The organism is Aeromonas sp. A600620, assembly GCF_029479985.1.
Taxonomy (GTDB): Bacteria; Pseudomonadota; Gammaproteobacteria; order Enterobacterales; family Aeromonadaceae; genus Aeromonas; species Aeromonas veronii_A.
Map to the genome: position 1 here is coordinate 68,903 of NZ_JAAKXB010000007.1, position 17,132 is coordinate 86,034.

Annotated in this window: 16 protein-coding genes; 8 read left to right on the forward strand and 8 right to left on the reverse strand. The window is 56.6% G+C overall.

Annotation, left to right across the window (positions count from 1 at the left end; translation table 11 throughout):
- Positions 1-15: 15 nt before the first annotated feature.
- The 4 genes from rlmKL (at position 16) to rmf (ending at position 4,766) form a co-directional block, all read left to right on the forward strand.
- Entirely contained in the window at positions 16-2,211 is a 2,196-nt protein-coding gene (gene rlmKL / locus G5533_RS10785; protein ID WP_021230101.1) for a bifunctional 23S rRNA (guanine(2069)-N(7))-methyltransferase RlmK/23S rRNA (guanine(2445)-N(2))-methyltransferase RlmL, read from the forward strand.
- The gene (locus G5533_RS10790; protein WP_064336064.1) at positions 2,211-2,441 is read left to right on the forward strand and encodes a glutaredoxin family protein; all 231 of its coding nucleotides are present in this window, start codon (positions 2,211-2,213) and stop codon (positions 2,439-2,441) included. The genes rlmKL and G5533_RS10790 overlap by 1 nt, the downstream gene beginning before the upstream one ends.
- Positions 2,442-2,514: 73 nt before the next feature.
- Entirely contained in the window at positions 2,515-4,428 is a 1,914-nt protein-coding gene (gene uup, locus G5533_RS10795) for an ATP-binding cassette ATPase Uup (RefSeq protein WP_441254784.1), read from the forward strand.
- A 158-nt stretch (positions 4,429-4,586) separates the two neighbouring features.
- Positions 4,587-4,766, forward strand: a complete 180-nt coding sequence (rmf, locus tag G5533_RS10800; protein ID WP_005315693.1) for a ribosome modulation factor — start codon at positions 4,587-4,589, stop codon at positions 4,764-4,766.
- A gap of 84 nt (positions 4,767-4,850) precedes the next feature.
- On the opposite strand, the gene fabA is transcribed toward rmf, so the two are convergent.
- The 7 genes from fabA to G5533_RS10835 all read right to left on the reverse strand — a co-directional run bounded on the left by fabA (position 4,851) and on the right by G5533_RS10835 (position 11,259).
- The gene (gene fabA / locus G5533_RS10805; protein WP_005336586.1) at positions 4,851-5,411 is read right to left on the reverse strand and encodes a 3-hydroxyacyl-[acyl-carrier-protein] dehydratase FabA; all 561 of its coding nucleotides are present in this window, start codon (positions 5,409-5,411) and stop codon (positions 4,851-4,853) included.
- Between the two features lie 77 nt (positions 5,412-5,488).
- A complete protein-coding gene (locus G5533_RS10810; protein ID WP_421255131.1) occupies positions 5,489-7,465 on the reverse strand; it encodes a Lon protease family protein in 1,977 nt (658 codons plus the stop codon).
- Between the two features lie 127 nt (positions 7,466-7,592).
- Positions 7,593-8,033 (reverse strand): hypothetical protein, encoded by a 441-nt coding sequence (locus G5533_RS10815; protein ID WP_421255132.1) that lies wholly within the window; start codon positions 8,031-8,033, stop codon positions 7,593-7,595.
- A complete protein-coding gene (locus G5533_RS10820) occupies positions 7,948-8,235 on the reverse strand; it encodes a hypothetical protein (protein WP_421323720.1) in 288 nt (95 codons plus the stop codon). The genes G5533_RS10815 and G5533_RS10820 overlap by 86 nt, the downstream gene beginning before the upstream one ends.
- A gap of 70 nt (positions 8,236-8,305) precedes the next feature.
- Entirely contained in the window at positions 8,306-8,683 is a 378-nt protein-coding gene (locus G5533_RS10825) for a hypothetical protein (RefSeq protein WP_421310339.1), read from the reverse strand.
- Positions 8,684-9,294: 611 nt separating this feature from the next.
- Positions 9,295-10,578, reverse strand: coding sequence for a tyrosine-type recombinase/integrase (locus G5533_RS10830; RefSeq protein ID WP_421255178.1), 1,284 nt, complete (start codon positions 10,576-10,578; stop codon positions 9,295-9,297).
- Positions 10,579-10,956: 378 nt separating this feature from the next.
- A complete protein-coding gene (locus G5533_RS10835) occupies positions 10,957-11,259 on the reverse strand; it encodes a YebG family protein (protein ID WP_005333111.1) in 303 nt (100 codons plus the stop codon).
- 170 nt (positions 11,260-11,429) lie between these two features.
- Here G5533_RS10835 and G5533_RS10840 point away from each other — a divergent pair, with 170 nt between their 5' ends.
- Entirely contained in the window at positions 11,430-12,305 is an 876-nt protein-coding gene (locus tag G5533_RS10840; RefSeq protein ID WP_335844080.1) for an esterase/lipase family protein, read from the forward strand.
- A gap of 90 nt (positions 12,306-12,395) precedes the next feature.
- Here G5533_RS10840 and G5533_RS10845 read toward each other — a convergent pair whose 3' ends face one another.
- Entirely contained in the window at positions 12,396-14,369 is a 1,974-nt protein-coding gene (locus tag G5533_RS10845; protein ID WP_441254785.1) for an SDR family oxidoreductase, read from the reverse strand.
- 248 nt (positions 14,370-14,617) lie between these two features.
- On the opposite strand from G5533_RS10845, the gene G5533_RS10850 reads away from it, so the two are divergent.
- The 3 genes from G5533_RS10850 to G5533_RS10860 all read left to right on the forward strand — a co-directional run bounded on the left by G5533_RS10850 (position 14,618) and on the right by G5533_RS10860 (position 17,115).
- Positions 14,618-15,190 carry a phasin family protein gene (locus G5533_RS10850; protein ID WP_005333118.1) on the forward strand — a complete coding sequence of 191 codons (573 nt, stop codon included), beginning with the start codon at positions 14,618-14,620 and terminating at the stop codon, positions 15,188-15,190.
- Between the two features lie 94 nt (positions 15,191-15,284).
- Complete coding sequence (locus G5533_RS10855; RefSeq protein WP_441254786.1) at positions 15,285-16,472, forward strand: patatin-like phospholipase family protein; 1,188 nt, start codon at positions 15,285-15,287, stop codon at positions 16,470-16,472.
- Between the two features lies 1 nt (position 16,473).
- Positions 16,474-17,115, forward strand: a complete 642-nt coding sequence (locus tag G5533_RS10860; RefSeq protein WP_227342928.1) for a TetR/AcrR family transcriptional regulator — start codon at positions 16,474-16,476, stop codon at positions 17,113-17,115.
- Positions 17,116-17,132: the final 17 nt, after the last annotated feature.

The window sequence follows — 17,132 nt, forward strand, 5'->3', positions numbered from 1 at the left end:
GCCTGATGAGGTATAATGCGGCACTATTTTTATGGGTTCCCCGTGAGCGTGATGAAAGAATTTTTTGCAACCTGCCCCAAGGGGCTGGAAAACCTGTTGGCCGATGAGCTGACCAATCTTGGCGCAGAGCAGGTCCGTGAGACCGTGGCTGGCGTCCACTTCAAAGGCGAACTGGCGATTGGCTACAAGGCCTGCCTGTGGAGCCGTTTTGCTTCCCGCATCGTGCTGGTGCTCTCCGAATTCCAGATGAACGACGATCTGGATCTATATCTGGGCGCCCACACCATTCCCTGGGAAGAGCACTTCTCCGGTACCTCTACCATCGCGGTGGACTTTACCGGTACCAACCCCGCCATTCGCAATACCCAATATGGCGCGCTGAAGATCAAGGATGCCATCGTCGACCGCTTCACCAAGCGCGGCCACGTGCGTCCTGACGTGGACAAGAAGTCGCCGGATATTCGCATCATGGCGCACCTGGGCAAGGGCAAGGCCAATATCACGCTAGACTTGTCAGGCCCGGCGCTGCACCAGCGTTTCTATCGTCAAGGCACAGGTGAAGCACCGCTCAAAGAGAACCTGGCCTGCGCCATGATTGCCCGTAGCGGCTGGGCCGGTGAGCCCATGATGGACCCCATGTGCGGTTCCGGTACCTTGCTGATTGAAGCGGCCTTTATCGCCGCCGACATGGCGCCTGCGCTGCGCCGCGAGCGCTTCGGTTTCGATCGCTGGCTGCAGCACGATAGCGAGCTGTGGCAGAGCCTGATGATGGAAGCGCAAGTGCGCGCCAAACGCGGCATGCAGCGCTGTGAAGTAAAACTGTTTGGTTGTGATGCCGACCAGCGTGTGCTGCTCAAAGCCCGTGATAACGCCAAAGCAGCCGGTGTGGCCCACCTCATCACCTTCAAGCAGGCCGACGTCACCAAGCTGGAAAACCCGCTGCCGATGCCTGCCCCTGTTGAAGGGGAAGCAGGTCAAGGGGAGGCCCGCCAGGTCGGCATGCTTATCTCCAACCCGCCTTACGGCGAGCGTCTTGGCGAGTTCCCGGCGCTGCTGGAAGTGCATCAGGCCCTTGGCGATGCCCTGCGTCGCAGCTTCCAAGGGTGGAGAGTCTCCATTCTTTCCGCATCCCCCGAACTGCTCAGCTGTCTGCGCCTGCGCGCCGACAAGCAATATCGCCTGTTCAACGGCGCCCTCGAGTGTCAGCTGCGTAACTACCAGATCGCACTGGACTCCGTGGCCTCCCAAAAAGAGGTGGCGCAGGATTTTGCCAACCGTCTGCGCAAGAATCTTAAAACCCTCGAGAAGTGGGCCAACAAAGAGGGCATCGATTGCTATCGCATCTATGATGCCGACTTGCCGGAATACAACGCCGCCATCGACCGCTATCAGGACTATCTGGTGGTGCAAGAGTATGCCGCACCCAAAGACATTCCCGCCCAGAAGACCCGTCAACGTCTGCTCGACATGGTGCAGGCTGCCATCAAGGTGACCGGGATGGACGGCGAGAAGGTGATCCTGAAGGTGCGCGAGCGTCAGGAAGGGAAACAGCAGTATCAGAAGCTCTCCGAAGAGCAGCACCGGATGGAAGTGCAGGAGTACGGTGCCAGGCTGTGGGTCAACCTCTACGACTATCTGGATACCGGCCTGTTCCTCGACCACCGTCAGACTCGCCGCATGCTGGGTCAGATGGCCAAGGGCAAGCGCTTCCTGAATCTGTTTGCCTACACCGGCAGTGCCACCGTGCACGCAGGTCTTGGCGGCGCCAGCGAAACCACCACAGTGGACATGTCCCACACCTACCTGAACTGGGCGCAGGACAACATGCGTCTCAACTCGCTGGTGGGCCGTCAGCACAAGTTTGTCCAGGCAGATTGCCTGAAGTGGTTGTCTGAAGCCGATGATAAGTACGACCTCATCTTCATCGATCCGCCCACCTTCTCCAACTCCAAGCGGATGGACGAGAGCTTCGACGTACAGCGCGATCACCTGCTGCTGATGCAGCACCTGAAGCGCCTGCTGGCGGCGGACGGCACTCTGGTCTTCTCCAACAACAAGCGTCACTTCAAGATGGATCTGGCCGGTCTAGAGGCCACTGGTCTCAAGGCCCAGAACATCACCCAGAAGACGCGACCGAAGGATTTCGAGCGCAACCAGCACATCCACAACTGCTGGATCATCACCCATGCGCCGGAGCAAGGCGAGGCGTGATGCTGACCCTGTTTCATACCGACGGTTGCCACCTGTGCGAGCAGGCCTGGGCGCTGGTGGAGGAGGCTGGTCTTGCCACCGCCACCCGCCAGTGCGACATCATGGATGATGAGCAGTGGCTTGCCGCCTATCGGGTGCGCATTCCGGTGCTGCGTGACGAAGCAGGCCGCGAGCTCGGTTGGCCCTTCACACTGGCCGAGCTCAAAAGCTGGGCCGCCCGTCAGGGGTGAGAGTGATTTGACGATAAAACGGGGGCAGACCCAGTCTGCTGCCCGTTTTTTTCATATGAAATAAGGAACACACATGGCTCTTTTAACATTGCACGGCGCGTGTCTGTCGTTCAGTGATTTTCCGTTGCTCGACAAGGCCGAGCTGACCATAGAGCGAGGCGAGCGCCTCTGTCTGGTGGGCCGCAACGGGGCGGGCAAGTCCACCCTGATGAAGGTAATTGCCGGTGAATTGCCCCTCGATGATGGCCGTCTGGTGTTGCAGCAGGACTTGAAAGTGACTCGTCTTGAGCAGGATCCGCCCACCTCGAGCGAGCTCACCGTGTTTGATTACGCCGCCGAAGGGCTGGCCGGAGTCGGTGAGCTGCTCAAGCAGTACCACCACATCTCCATGGAGCTGGCGAGCGATCCGTCAGATGCCAACATTCGCAAGATGAGCGAGTTGCAAGAGCAGCTCGATTATCAGAACGGCTGGCAATTCGAGACCCGTATCAGTCAGGTGTTGACCCTGCTGGGGCTGGATCCTGACGTGCCCCTCGACAGCCTCTCCGGCGGCTGGCTGCGCAAAGTGGCGCTGGCCCGTGCGCTGGCTTGCGATCCCGACTTGTTGCTGCTCGATGAGCCGACCAACCACCTGGATATCGAAGCCATCAACTGGCTGGAAGATTTCCTCAAGGATTTTCGCGGCGCCATCGTCTTTATCTCTCACGATCGGGAGTTCATCCACAAGCTGGCGACCCGGATCATCGATCTCGATCGCGGCGCCATCACCTCCTGGCCGGGCAACTACGACGAGTACCTGCAGGGGAAAGAGGAGTGGCTGAGGGTCGAAGAACTAAAAAATGCCGAGTTCGACCGCAAACTGGCCCAGGAAGAGGTGTGGGTGCGTCAGGGTATCAAGGCTCGCCGTACCCGTAACGAAGGTCGGGTGCGCGCCCTTGAGGCGATGCGGATGGAGCGTTCCCAGCGTCGCGAGTTGCAGGGCAAGGCCAAGCTGCAACTGGACGAGGTCAATCGCTCCGGCAAGCTGGTGTTCGAGACCGAAGGGCTGGGGCTGGATTTTGGCGATCGCACCCTGTTCAAGGGGCTCGATCTGCAAGTGCTGCGCGGTGACAAGATTGCGCTGGTCGGTCCTAATGGCTGCGGCAAATCGACCCTGATCAAGCTGTTGCTGGGTCAGCTTGAGCCAACCCGTGGCACCGTCAAGGGGGGCACCAATCTGGAGGTGGCCTACTTCGATCAGTACCGCGAGCAGCTCGATCCCGAGCAGACCGTGGTGGACAACGTGGGTGAGGGCAAGCAGGAGGTGATGGTGCGCGGCCGCTCCCGTCACATTCTTGGTTACCTGCAGGACTTCCTGTTCGAGCCCAAGCGGGCCCGTACGCCGGTCAAGGCGCTCTCCGGTGGCGAGAAGAACCGGCTGCTGCTGGCCAAGCTGTTCCTCAAGCCGAGCAACCTGCTGATCCTCGATGAACCGACCAACGATCTGGATGTGGAAACCCTGGAGCTGCTGGAAGAGCTGCTTTCCGACTACCCCGGCACCCTGCTGCTGGTCAGTCACGATCGTCGCTTCATCGACAACACAGTGACCGGCTGCTGGCTGTTTGAAGGGGATGGCCGCATCAGCGATTACGTGGGCGGCTATGCCGACATGATGGCGACCCGTGAGCAGCAGCGTGCTCAACAACAGGCCAAGAGCACACTGGTGAAGGCGCCCGAGCCGGTCGTTGCCGCCGCGCCAGAAGCGCCAAAGAAGAGCAAGAAGCTCTCCTACAAGCTGCAGCTTGAACTGGAAGGGTTGCCTGCTCGTCTTGAGCAGCTGGAAGCCGAGCTGGATGCGCTGCAAAGCGAGATCAACCAGCCTGGGTTCTTCTCGCTGCCGGCAGATAAAACCCAGCCGAAGCTTGATGCGCTCAATGCCGCTGAAGCCGCGCTGGAGCAGGCATTTGCTCGCTGGGAAGAGCTGGAAGGACTCAAAAATCAGGAGTAAGTTCCCTGTAATTAAAACTTAATCCAGTTCAGTGCCTTGTGTCACATAGCCCGGTTAGGGTGGAAGTTTTTGTTTGACCCGGTGCGCTCGCAGGAGTAAAGATGAAAGCGACCGATGCAGAATTGGTCGCTTTTTTTGTTCCACGAAGAGGGTCGTAGATGATGAAGAGACAGAAGCGGGACCGTCTGGAAAGAGCTCGTGCTCGTGGTTATCAGGCTGGCGTGGTCGGCAAACAGAAAGAAGCGTGTCCGTATCAATGCCTGGATGCCCGAGGGCATTGGCTTGGTGGTTGGCGTGACGCCATGGAAGGGCGGGGCTCAGGCCTCTTCATGAAGTAAGTTACTTCATTACACTCATTACAAAAGGAAAGGGGCCGTTGTGGCCCCTTTGCGTTAATGCTGTTTTACCACCAATCAGAGAGATCAGAATGCGGTGGTATCTTTGAACAGGCCCACTTTCAGGTCGGTGGCGCTGTAGATCGGACGGCCGTCAACTTCGACCACTCCATCAGCAATCCCCATCACCAGCTTGCGGTTGATGACGCGCTTGAAGGTGATCTTGTAGGTCACTTTCTTGGCAGTCGGCAGGATCTGACCGGTGAATTTCACTTCACCTACGCCCAGAGCACGACCCTTGCCGGGGCCACCTTTCCAGCCAAGGAAGAAGCCAACCAGCTGCCACATGGCGTCCAGACCGAGACAGCCAGGCATTACAGGATCACCCGGGAAGTGGCAATCGAAGAACCAGAGATCCGGAGTAATGTCGAGCTCAGCGAGGATCTCGCCCTTGCCGTGCTCGCCGCCGTTGTCATTGATCTTGACGATGCGGTCCATCATCAACATGTTGGGGGCAGGTAGCTGACTGTTACCCTCACCAAACAGTTCGCCACGGCTGCAAGCCAGCAGCTCTTCACGGGTAAAAGAGTTCTTGCCCTGTTCGCACAGGGAAAGGCGGGCTTCCATGGTGGTATTGTCTACGGTCACGCGGTATTTCCTTCAAATGGGTCAAAGCCGGGCCAATTTAGCTTACAGTTGTTCGCTAAACAACTCCGATCACTTCATCAGCGGCCAAACAGGCGCCCCAGCAGGGATTGCAGCAGTCCGACTTTGGCAGTGGAGCCGTTCAACTCGTCCAACCGCTCCTGAATACGGCCAAACAGGGTATCGGGCATATCAGGCTCACCGGCGACACAGCCAGTCAGCAACTCGATGGCCTCTTCCACATGATCCACCGGGTGGATGTGGAACTGGCCCGCTTCAACCGCTGCAATCACCTCGTCAGAGAGGTTCAATTGCTGAATGTTGGTGCCCGGTAAAATGATCCCTTGCTTGCCGGTGATGCCGTGGATTTTGCACACCCGGAAGAAGCCTTCAATCTTCTCGTTCACGCCACCAACGGCCTGCACATTGCCAAACTGATCGACCGCACCGGTCACGGCGAAGTGCTGATAGATAGGCTGGCGGGCGAGGGCAGAGAGCAGGGCACACAGGCCGGTCAGGGAGGCACTGTCACCATCGATTTCGTGGTAAGACTGCTCGAATACCAGATTGGCCGACAGAGGGGAGGGGTTCTCGGCACCGAACTTGTTGGAGAGGTAGCCGTGAATGATCATCATCGCCTTGGCATGAATATGGCCAGCCAGTTCAGCCTTGCGCTCGATATCCGCCACGTCGCCATCACCCAAGTGAACAGTGGCGGTCAGGCGTACCGGTTCGCCAAAGTCATATGGGTGACCGGAGACCTGAATGACGGAGAGACCATTAATTTGGCCAATCTCTTCACCATCAGTCTGCAGCAGGATCTGGCCGTCGATAACCCCCTGATCGGACTGCTCAACCAGATAGTTGAGGCGATAATCCTGCTCCTCCAGCGCACCACGAATGTGCTCGTCGGTGACCTCTTCCGCTTCCAGCTCCCGTGCCAGACTGTCAGCCATCCTCATGATGGCGGAGAGTTGTACCGCGGAGAGAGAGAGCCACTCCTGGTGATCACAGAGTCTGCTGGCATGGCGACAGAGTGCGACAAGGGCTGCCGGTGTGAAATCCAGCAAGTTCCAGCGTTCACGTAACCAGGCCAGATACTGCAGAAACTCCTGCAGGTCTTCCTCTATGTTTACTTCGGATACTAGGTCGGCGCGCAGGAATATACGCTCTGACATGTCACGATCCAGCATCTGGAACTCAGCCACGTCCAGTCGGTCACCCACCAAGATCAGCTTGAGCTTGATGGGGGTCGCTTCAGGTGCAAAGAAGGGGGTTAGTGTCTTGCCTTCCTGATAGGCGTTCCAGTCCAGCTCGCCTTTTTGCATAGCATTTTTGAGCTTAAACCAAAGATGAGGCTGGTCGAGCAGCTCATCCAGTTGAAGAATAAGGTAGCCACCATTGGCCTGACGTAGCAAACCTGGTTCCAGCAAGTGCTGATTCGCGTAGACAGAACCCTGTTCTGTCTGATAGTTGATGGAACCAAACAGGGTATCCCAGTTGAGATCACGACCGTAAATTACCGGTGCTTCCTGCTCTTGGTGATGAATAAGCAGGTTGATCAGCACCGGATGCTGAAACTCCAGTCCCAATGCCACATGGGCCGCCAGATCCGAGAGAAAGTCATCGATCTTTGGATCGTTGTTTTGCTTGCGCATGATGCGGGTTACGATTCGCTCGGCATCGAGATGGTGGCTAAGCAACTTGAGTAGCTCGCCAACCATTTCGCAAAACTCAACGCCAGTACCGGGTTGCAGTCGCAGCCAGATAGGTTTGAACGGGTTGTTGAGATTCTCGGTATAGCAGAGGTCGAACAGATCGCCATCCTTACCATTGGAGTCGGCAATCAGAGTGCGGCACACATCTTCATAATCGGCACCGGGGAAACCGTTGAGCAGCATAACCGGGCAATCACCATCAAAACTGGCCAGACGTTTGATACCGGAGATTGCTCTGGGTTGCAGAGCGGCAAAGGGGATGGGATCAAGCTCACAAAGCCTGGGGAACTGTTCAATCGCAAAAGCGGGTTTTAATTGTTCTGATGTTAATTCAGCCACTTAAGACATCCGGTCGAAGATAGGATCAATTGTTGCCATTATACACAGTTCAATAAGTGGTGACAGGAAACAAGATACCAAATTTAACATAATATACATTATGCGCAGTCAGGCTTAGGGGTATCAGTCAGGCAGGTTGAATCACACATGGGCCGTCAGCCATTGCTATCACCATAGCTACGGTGCCATCACGCTTTGCATCAACGACCCATACTTGCGTTGCGGATGGTTCTTCAATATGGAGAACTGCTAAGTGCACATCCAGCAACTCGTATACAGCATCGATTGCTGCAGGCAAGTCATTGCACAACTGATGAAGCTGCGGATCCTTGCCCCAAGGGTTTATCGTGTGCAGATATTTACCGAGCCGGGCGTAGAAGTTTTCAAAGCGTTTTCTCGTCATATACCCCGTTGTTTTGCGACCAACATGCAAGCTTCCATCTGGCTGACGAATTGCTGGGACAACTGGTATTGGATAAAAATCAGGGTTGATCGCAGCTAACGAGGTCATGATCTTTTGGGCATGGTAGTGATCGCCAATTTTCTTTATGTCTATGAAGGTCTTCATAACGCTTTTCACTGGGCGCAATTGAAGAAAAAGCAATGGCCTCCATTGCTTTTCGCATCTGCAAAATCGCACTGTCAACCTGAACTCTATCTTGAAAATTATTGCTATTTTTCATTAGCTTATCAGCGGAACCTAGATGATAGAGCGCTTCAGTCATCATCTCACGATAGATAATGTCGGGCTGTCTTTTAGCTTTTGCCATGTCACGTTACCTTGTCGTTTTTACAGATGCCGATAACCGTGTTTATCGGCATCTAATGAGAAAAGCTCCATTACCAACCGGTTACAGTGCTTGGGATCTGTAAAGCAGCACCTTGCTCTTCTCGGACACTTGAATCCTTTGGTAGCTCTACGGCAACAGTGAACTTTACCCTGCTAGTTTGCTGATATACGTCGTTCCCTTGGGTCTTTCCACCAAGGCTCAAAACGTTGATCACTGACTGCCTAGCCCCTGCTTCTGATTGCTGACTCTCAGTTACAACAAGCGCAACATCAAAATCTATATTCGTAAGACGTGGAGATCTTGATGATGATGCAATGTGAGCATGAGGGTTCACTCGCCCTCCCAGGCTGGCAACATTATCAGACGCATTGGATACGCCTCTGGCTATTTGTTGAATAGCCGATTGAACAAATTCCTCTAGCTGCATCACGACACCTCGAGTCAGATTCTCTATTGAGCGGCATGCTCCATACGGATATTGGGGCTATTGCTTGCAAACCAAGCCTTTACTGACAAAAAACCTTCTTGTGAGAGATAACACCCCTCCCCTGTGGCTGGTGTGAGCATGGCTCTGTCTGGGAATTACCCCGTATTACTACCCGGGGGGCTTGAACAGCTGTCGCCCTGATAGATTTACTGGCATGTGATATGGCTGGGGTGATCGTTGTTCACCACAGAATAATGACGATTGCCCGCAGGGATTTCGCTATGAGAGTCCCCTCCCCTGTGACCAGTGTATTAAGGCAATCACAAGGAGCAAGGGGCTGGAATATTGGTGACAAATCAATGGAATTGAACAAGGCCCCTATCTGGCGATAAAGGCCTTGTGGTACGCGAATCAATTAAATCAGGCGGCCCAACCGGCGCTTTCATTTTGGCATGGGGTGCTGGTCAGGCTCTGGTTCCTGACTACTCCATGGTTCCTTGAACCGATTGCCATCCCGGATCAGTAAAAATAACCGCACCTGCTTGGATGAGACATTAATGACTCAAGGCTTGTTCTAAAGATGAACAGTAAAGTTCAGGGTAATGTCTCACTTATCGTGAATCTTTAGGAATGTCATCTCTCACTTCGTTACTTAATCTGTCCAACGGTTTTTGCTGCGCACTCTCATGTCGTTCACTGTTGCTGGTGTGCAGGTATTTCGAAGTGGTGTCGATGCTGTCATGTCCTGCATCGGCCTGTACGTGGGAGAGCGGCCGCCCGTGCAGATTGATGTCATGGGTGATCCCGGTATGGCGGATCGCATGGGGAGAGAGTTGCCGCATTTCGGCTGCATCCTGGGCAAATCCATCCTGCTCTGCCAATTCTGCGCCTTTACCGATGATCACCATGATCAAATCTCGTAGCTGGCGAATGCCGAGGTTGGCGTTGATCTCCCCCTGCTCGCGGCCGTGGGCTGCCGCTTTATGGCGAACGAACAGTGGCGTCTGTTCATCCGGTGTCGGCAAGGGAGAGAGACCGAGGAAACGGCGGTAGCGTTCGAGTGCCGCCAGCAGCGCTTGGGATACCGCTACGGTACGCCGTTTGCCCCCTTTGCTTTGCGGAATAAAGTAGCCCCAGACGCCGGTTTTGCGATCCCGCCTGAACTGCCCCATCACAGGTGTAAAGCCCGGCCGGGCTGCAACCTCAGAGATCCGCAGATAGCAGGCGTACATCAGAATGGTGAGAAAACGGCTGCGCTCATGCTGCTCCGGATGGTCGTTGGCAAGGGTATCGGCGGCCTGCATCACGTATGACCACTGCAACTCGCTGAAGGCCTGCACCTGATCATCGGCTTCCTGCTGTTGCGGCCGTTTGACCCGCTGCAGTAGCAGAGCGGGATTCCTGTCCATGTACTCCTCCTGGATTAGGAACTGGAAGAAGGCCGACAAGATGGCGAGCTTGGTCTTCATCGCCTGCTCGCTAAGACGATAGGGCAAGGTGCGGCCCAGTTCCCGCTTGCCGAGGAACGGTCGCCATTGCGGATTGGGCAACCGCTCTCCCCACTCCTTGTCGAGGACAAATTGCGCTACGTTGCGATAGGCGATCAACTCGTCAGGGGGGGACTGACAGTAGTCGAGATAGCGGAACATGATGCGGCGAGTGAGATCTTTCGGGCTGATGGCCGCCTCTCGAAAGCACCAGTGCAAAAAAGTGGTCAGTTCGCTGCGATAGGTTTTGTAGTTGTTTTCGCTGTTGCGCTGCTCCAGCAGCCAATCGACCGCCAGTTCGTAAACTAGCCCTGCATCGGGCACATCGTTGAGGCTGAGGTTGGCAAGGTACTGATTGACCTGCGGGTTACCGGCCTCCAGATAGATAAGGCTGTCAAACAGCGGCATGGCTGGCGGCAAGGATAATGGGTGTTGAGTCATGGTGATGCTTGTTGATGCTGAGATGAGTCGATATGAGCCTGTGAGCCGAGTTGATAGAAAAGGACTCGTGATAGATGAATGCGGCTTCTATTGGGATTGGTACTGCCTCTTGTTGCTGATTAAGGTCACCGGGAGCGATCTGGATAACGTTCTCTCCACCGTTTGCTCAATTATTTCCTCATAGACTTGGCTGATGTCGCTCAGTGGTGCACGCTATTCAGTTATGCATTCGATATGCACCGTTGTTAAAAAATTCTCGGGGTAAATAGCCGTGAAAATGGTTTTAAATGCAAATAAGGTGAATGTCGCGAGCTGTTTATCCCGAGAAATAGCAGGCTTGGGCAATCAGGCCACCTGCTTGAGTGGCTTCTCCTTGCGCTTGGCTGCTGGGGCCTCTTCCTCTTTCGTACCTGCCTGAACCTTGCCGCCGCGCAGCAGGGTTTGCAGCACATCGCGCTGCTCTGCCAGGTAGAATGCCAGACTCTCTTGCTGCTCTGGCGCCAACTCGATCGGGGCGCCAGCCAACAGGGTCATCAACTCGTCGGCCGTATCCAGCAGCTTGTCATAGGCATCGGCCTCTTTTTTGCTGGCAAAGGTCATTTTTTCCACTCCCCCACGAACAACCACATATTTGATCTCGACAGCCATGATGGCCTCCTCTTGGTGATGATGGATAGAGTATATGTATGGATATACAGTATTGCAAATAACCTCACCGGAAAAGAGTTCGCCGGGGTTTAGCGACAAAAGCCGCGCTGGATCAAGCTGTCTCAAAGTGCCATTTGACTTCCACGCCTGACTGGTCGGATCATGGCCTTATGACGATCGTACGACACCTGTTTATCCTGCTGATGGTAGAGGTGCTGCTCCTCGGGAGTATCGCCCACTTGGTCGTGGGACTCCCCTGGCTGCTGACCCTGCTGTTTGTGGTGTTTGCCCTGCTGGGGTTGCGCTGTCTGGTGGTGCTCGGCAGCTGGCTGTTTACCCGTTTCTACCCCTCCCCGGTTATCGGCCCCTGGCGCAGGGTGAAGATGATGGCGCAGGAGATGCTGGCCTACCTCTACACCTTCACCTTGCTCTTGCCATTCGAGCCTTTGTTGATGGCACCCGATCGGCTGCGGCCATGCCAGCGTCCCGTATTGCTGGTACATGGTTACGGTTGCAGTCGCGGGATCTGGCGCACCCAGCGCGCCCGGCTGGAGGCCGCAGGCCATGTGGTCGCTACCATTACCCTGATGCCACCATTTGGTCATATCGATGAAATGGTGCCGCTGCTGGCCACCCGGATTGACGATGTGCTGGCGCAGACCGGGGCTGACAAGCTGGTGCTGGTCGGTCACAGCATGGGGGGGCTGGTCTGCCGCGACTATCTGGCTATCCATGGTGGTGACAAGGTCGCGCACCTGATCACCCTGGCTACGCCTCATCAGGGGAGTCAGCTTGCCGCCCTTGGGCTTGGGGCCAATGCCCGCGAGATGGAGCCCGGTTCCGGCTGGTTGCAGCGTTTTGCCTCTGTGCCGCTTTGCGTGCCCGGCATCTCGGTGCGCACCAGTCACGACAATGTGGTGATGCCGCAGGAGCGACAACGATTGGCGGGAATGGAAGATATCGAGTTGCCTGCCATTGGCCATCTCTCTCTGCTCTACTCCCGCCGCACGACTGATCTGCTGATTGAGTTGTTGTCCCGAGTCTGACCCTCCTTATTCGTCCTTCAACTGTTGTTCCAAATAAAACAGGGGCCTGATTGCTCAAGCCCCTGTTGATCTCTTTATCCCATCACCCGGTTAGAAGTGGATACCCTTGATCAGGGTCGAGACGGCAACCTGATCTGCGGTGGCTTTGGATTTGTCGCCATCCTTGGGATCGGCAAAGGTGCGGAAGCTGGTGTTCATGATCACCTGCGCAACACGAGGTGCCAGGGCATGCACCACCTGACCAAACACCCCGAGGCGTGTGGCCAGTCGCACATGCTTGTTGATGATGGTATCGCACACCAGATCGGCCGCCTCTTCCGGCGTCATCATCGGCACCTGCTCATAGACCTTGGTCGGCGCGACCATCGGCGTTTTCACCAGCGGCATATTGATGATGGAGAAGCTCACCCCTTTATCGGCAAACTCGGAGGCGGCGGTACGCACCCAGGCATCGAGGGCAGACTTGGAGGCAACATAGGCGGAGAAGCGCGGCGCATTGGTCAACACCCCGATGGAGGAGATGTTGATGATGTGCCCTTTTTTCTTCTCGATCATGGTGGGCAGTACCCCCATGATCACCTTGAGCGCACCGAAGTAGTTGAGCTGCATGGTGCGCTCCAGATCGTGGAAGCGATCGAAGGAGTCCTCGATGGAGCGGCGGATGGAGCGGCCGGCATTGTTGACCAGAATATCGACGCCGCCGCGATCGGCCACGATGCGAGCGGTGATCTCCTCGGCTTGCGCCAGATTGGCGAGATCCCCCTGATAGATCTCGATGGTCAGCCCCAGCTCGGCAAACTCCGCTTTAGTCTCGGCAATCTTCTGCTCGTCGCGAGCGATGGTAACGACGTTGGCCCCCGCACCCGCCAGCTTGCGCGCGGTTGCACGGCCGATACCAGAGGTGGCTCCGGTCACCAGCACCACCTTGCCTTCTACCCGACCACGCAGGGAGCGATCGATGAAGAGCTCCGGGTCGAGGTGGCGCTCCCAGTAATCCCATAACCGCCAGGCGTAGCTGTGCAGCGGTGGCACTTCGATACCGGTCCCTTTCAGTACCCGCTGGGTTTCGCGACTGTCGAAACGGGTGGGATAGCTGATAAGGCGGAACACATCCTTGGGCAGACCCAGATCGGCGATGGCGGCATCGCGGATGCGGCGCACCGGCGCCATGGTCATCAGCATGGCGGTCAGGTGGCGGGGAATGAAGTTAAAGAGAGAGGCGTTGATGCGGATCGCAGGCTCCGGCGCATGGGCGGCGCGGGAGAAGGTGCTCAGCATGTCGCCGACCCGCATCGGGTTGGGGTCGGTCAGGTGGAAGGTTTTGTTCTCCTCGCCCTCCTGATGGGCGATATGCTCCATGGCATCGACCACAAAGTTGACCGGCACTATGTTGATGCGCCCGCCCTCAACCCCGATGGCTGGCATCCAGGGCGGCAGCAGACGGCGCAGTTTCTGAATGGTCTTGAAGAAGTAGTAAGGGCCGTCGATCTTGTCCATCTCGCCGGTATTGGAGTCACCGACAACGATGCCCGGGCGGTAGACCCGCCACGGAATGGTGCACTCGTTTCGCACAATCCCTTCCGCTTCGTGCTTGGTCTGGAAGTAAGGCATGTCGAGGTGCTCGGCTTCATCGAACATGTCCTCGCGAAACAGACCGTCGAACAGGCCCGCTGCAGCGATGGAGCTGCAGTGATGGAACTGCCCCGTCCCCAGCCGCTCGGCAAGTTGAACAGCCTGACGGGTCCCTTCGGTGTTGACCTGCTGCTGGATCCCTGCCTTGGCGTTGAGGTCATAGATAGCAGCCAGATGGAAGAAGTGGTCGATCTTGCCGATCAACTGCTCCTGCATCTCGATCGATACCCCCAGCAGCGGTTGCGTCATGTCGCCAAAAACCGGGACTGCGCGCGATTCATCCACATTCCAGAATGCAAATAACTCCGGCAATTTATCCTGATGAGAGGCCCGCATCAGAAAATAGACGATACAGTCGGGATGCTGTTGGAATAACTTTTTGATCAATCGACGCCCGATAAAACCACTACCGCCAGTAATGAAATAGTTCATAAAGAGAATCCTGCTACTGATTAGGGTGTTACTAGGTTGTTAGATATATCACGATTCATATGGGAATCCGCAATTTGATTGTCGGTTCGTGAGCAAACCCTAATTTCGGTGGTGTGCCTGTTCCGTTATTAGGTAGAACCCTCTATTTTTTGTCCCTAGACTGAAGTTGAAAAATCAGTAATGCCACAACCCGATTGCAGTTTCGTTGTCGCCATTACATTTAACTGTCGTTATTCAAGGAGAAGATCATGGCTAAGAAATTGAAAGCGCTGGCAGGGTCAGTGACCGACAACCAACTCACCTCCACCATCAAGGAGTCCACCCAGCAGATCTGGTTGGCGGGTCTGGGTGCCTATGCCAAGGCGCAGGAAGAGGGTGGCAAGATCTTTGAAGCGCTGGTGCAGGAAGGTGAAGCGCTGCAAGCAAAAACCCGTCAGAGCGCAGATGAGAAGATTGCCGCTGTGACCGACAAGACCGCCAATACCTGGGGTCGTCTGGAGCAGGTGTTTGAAGATCGCGTGGCCCGCGCTGTGGCCAGCCTCGGCATTCCGACCCGCAAGGATATCGACAAGCTCTCCAAGCGCATGGCCGAGCTGACCGATGTGGTCCAGCAACTGCTGGATGCACAGGAAGAAGAAGCCCCGGCCGCAGAAGCCAAACCGGCTGCCGCCAAAAAGCCCGCTGCCCGCAAGCCTCCGGTAAAGAAGGCACCGGTAGCCAAGGCTAAAGAGGCCGTGGTTGAGCAGGCCGCCGATCTCCTCTCCGCTGCAGAAGATGCAGTCAAAGAGGTGAAGGCCAAGGCCGAGAGCGTTCTGCCCTGATCCCTCGCGGTGACGGAAGGTGATTGATACCGGCCCATGCCCTGCGCTGGGCCGGTCTTGTCATGGTGAATGTCATGGATAGGGAGGCGACGCTATGAGTACCATCGCAATTGCCCTTGCTGGCGGCGGGCCCCTCGGCGGCATCTACGAGATCGGTGCCTGCGCTGCCCTCTCTGACAGCATCAGTGGCTTGCGCCTTGACCATGCCGATATCTATGTCGGCGTCAGTTCGGGGGCCGTGGTGGCATCGGCGCTGGCCAACGGCATCTCGCCGGCTAAGCTGGTGCGGATCCTGCTCAGCGATGATTCGGGGGAGATGTTTGACCCGGCCACCTTGCTGCGCCCCGCCTTTCGTGAATACGCTGACCGTCTGACCTCGATCCCACCACTGGCGTGGCAGAGCCTGACCTACTATCTGGCGGCGCCCTGGAAACGCAGCCTGTTTGAATCGCTGCAGGGGCTCTCCAAGGCCATTCCGACCGGACTGTTCGACAACCGCGGGGTGGATCGCACCCTGACCCAGTTTTTTTCTCGTCCCGGCCGCAGCAACGATTTCCGCCAGCTGCGCAGCCGACTGTTTGTGGTCGCTACCGAACTCGATACCGGCCATCCGGTCGCCTTCGGCAGCCCGGGGCTCGATGACGTGCCCATCTCGGCGGCGGTACAGGCGTCGGCCGCCCTGCCCGGCCTCTTTCCCCCTTCATTGATTAACGGGCGTTACTATGTGGACGGGGCGCTGATCAAGACTCTGCACGCTTCGGTAGCGCTGGAAGAGGGGGCGGATCTGGTGTTCTGCATCAATCCGCTGGTGCCCTATGATGCGGACATGGCCGCCGGCGCGCCGACCAATCTGGTGGACAGCGGTCTGCCGGTGGTGCTGGCCCAGACTTTTCGCGCCATCATCCACTCCCGCATGCATGTGGGGATGGATCGCTACAGACACCAATATCCCGACGCCGATGCCCTGCTGTTTGAGCCCTCTTCAGCCGATGGCGAGATGTTCTTCACCAATGTGTTCAGTTATCGGGATCGTCGTCGCCTCTGCGAGCACGCTTACCAGCATACCCGCCGCGATCTCTGGCAGCGCCGTGACGAGCTTGCGCCGGTGCTGGCCAAGCATGGCCTAGAGCTCAATCTGGCCGCGCTGGCCGATGAAGATCGCACCCTGCTGGCCCCCGGCATTGGCTCGGTCGCCGCCCTCGACAAGTCGCTGGAGCAGTTGCAGCACTGGCTTGCCAAACGCTATCGCCACGGCGTGCGCCGTTCATCACCAAAGGAGTAGCATGGATCGCAAACCCAAACGCCGTACCCGGGAGCGGATCCTGACCACTGCCCTCGCCTGCTTCAATCGACAAGGGGAACCCAGCGTCACCACCTCGGCCATTGCGGCCGAGATGGAGATCAGCCAGGGCAATCTCTACTACCACTTCCACAACAAGGAGGAGATCGTCAACGCCCTGTTCTGCGAATTTGAACAGCAGATGGATCGCCTGCTGGAGGCGGTCAGCACCCCGTCCGATGAGCCAGAAGATATCTGGCTCTTTCTCCACCTGATGTTTGAAGCCATCTGGCAGTACCGTTTCCTCTACTACGATATCGCGACCCTGATGAGTGGTTATCATCAGGTAGAGCACCGCTTTTCCGCCCTGCTGCGCCGCAAGGAGCAGACTGCCATCGCCATTTGCAACCATCTGCAAACGGTCGGGCTGATGGAGGGCACGGCGCAACAGATGCGCACGCTGGCGGCCAATGTGGCGCTGGTGGGCACATTCTGGATCTCTTATCAGCGGGCACTGCACCCCAAGGCGGACGCCGATATTGCCCTCGGCGTCTTTCAGGTGATGCAGCTGGTCGCACCCTATTTGCGGGCCGATGCTCGCGCTCATTTGGGCGCCCTCGCCCACCACTACACCGACAAGGTTTGATTCACATGCTACAGGGA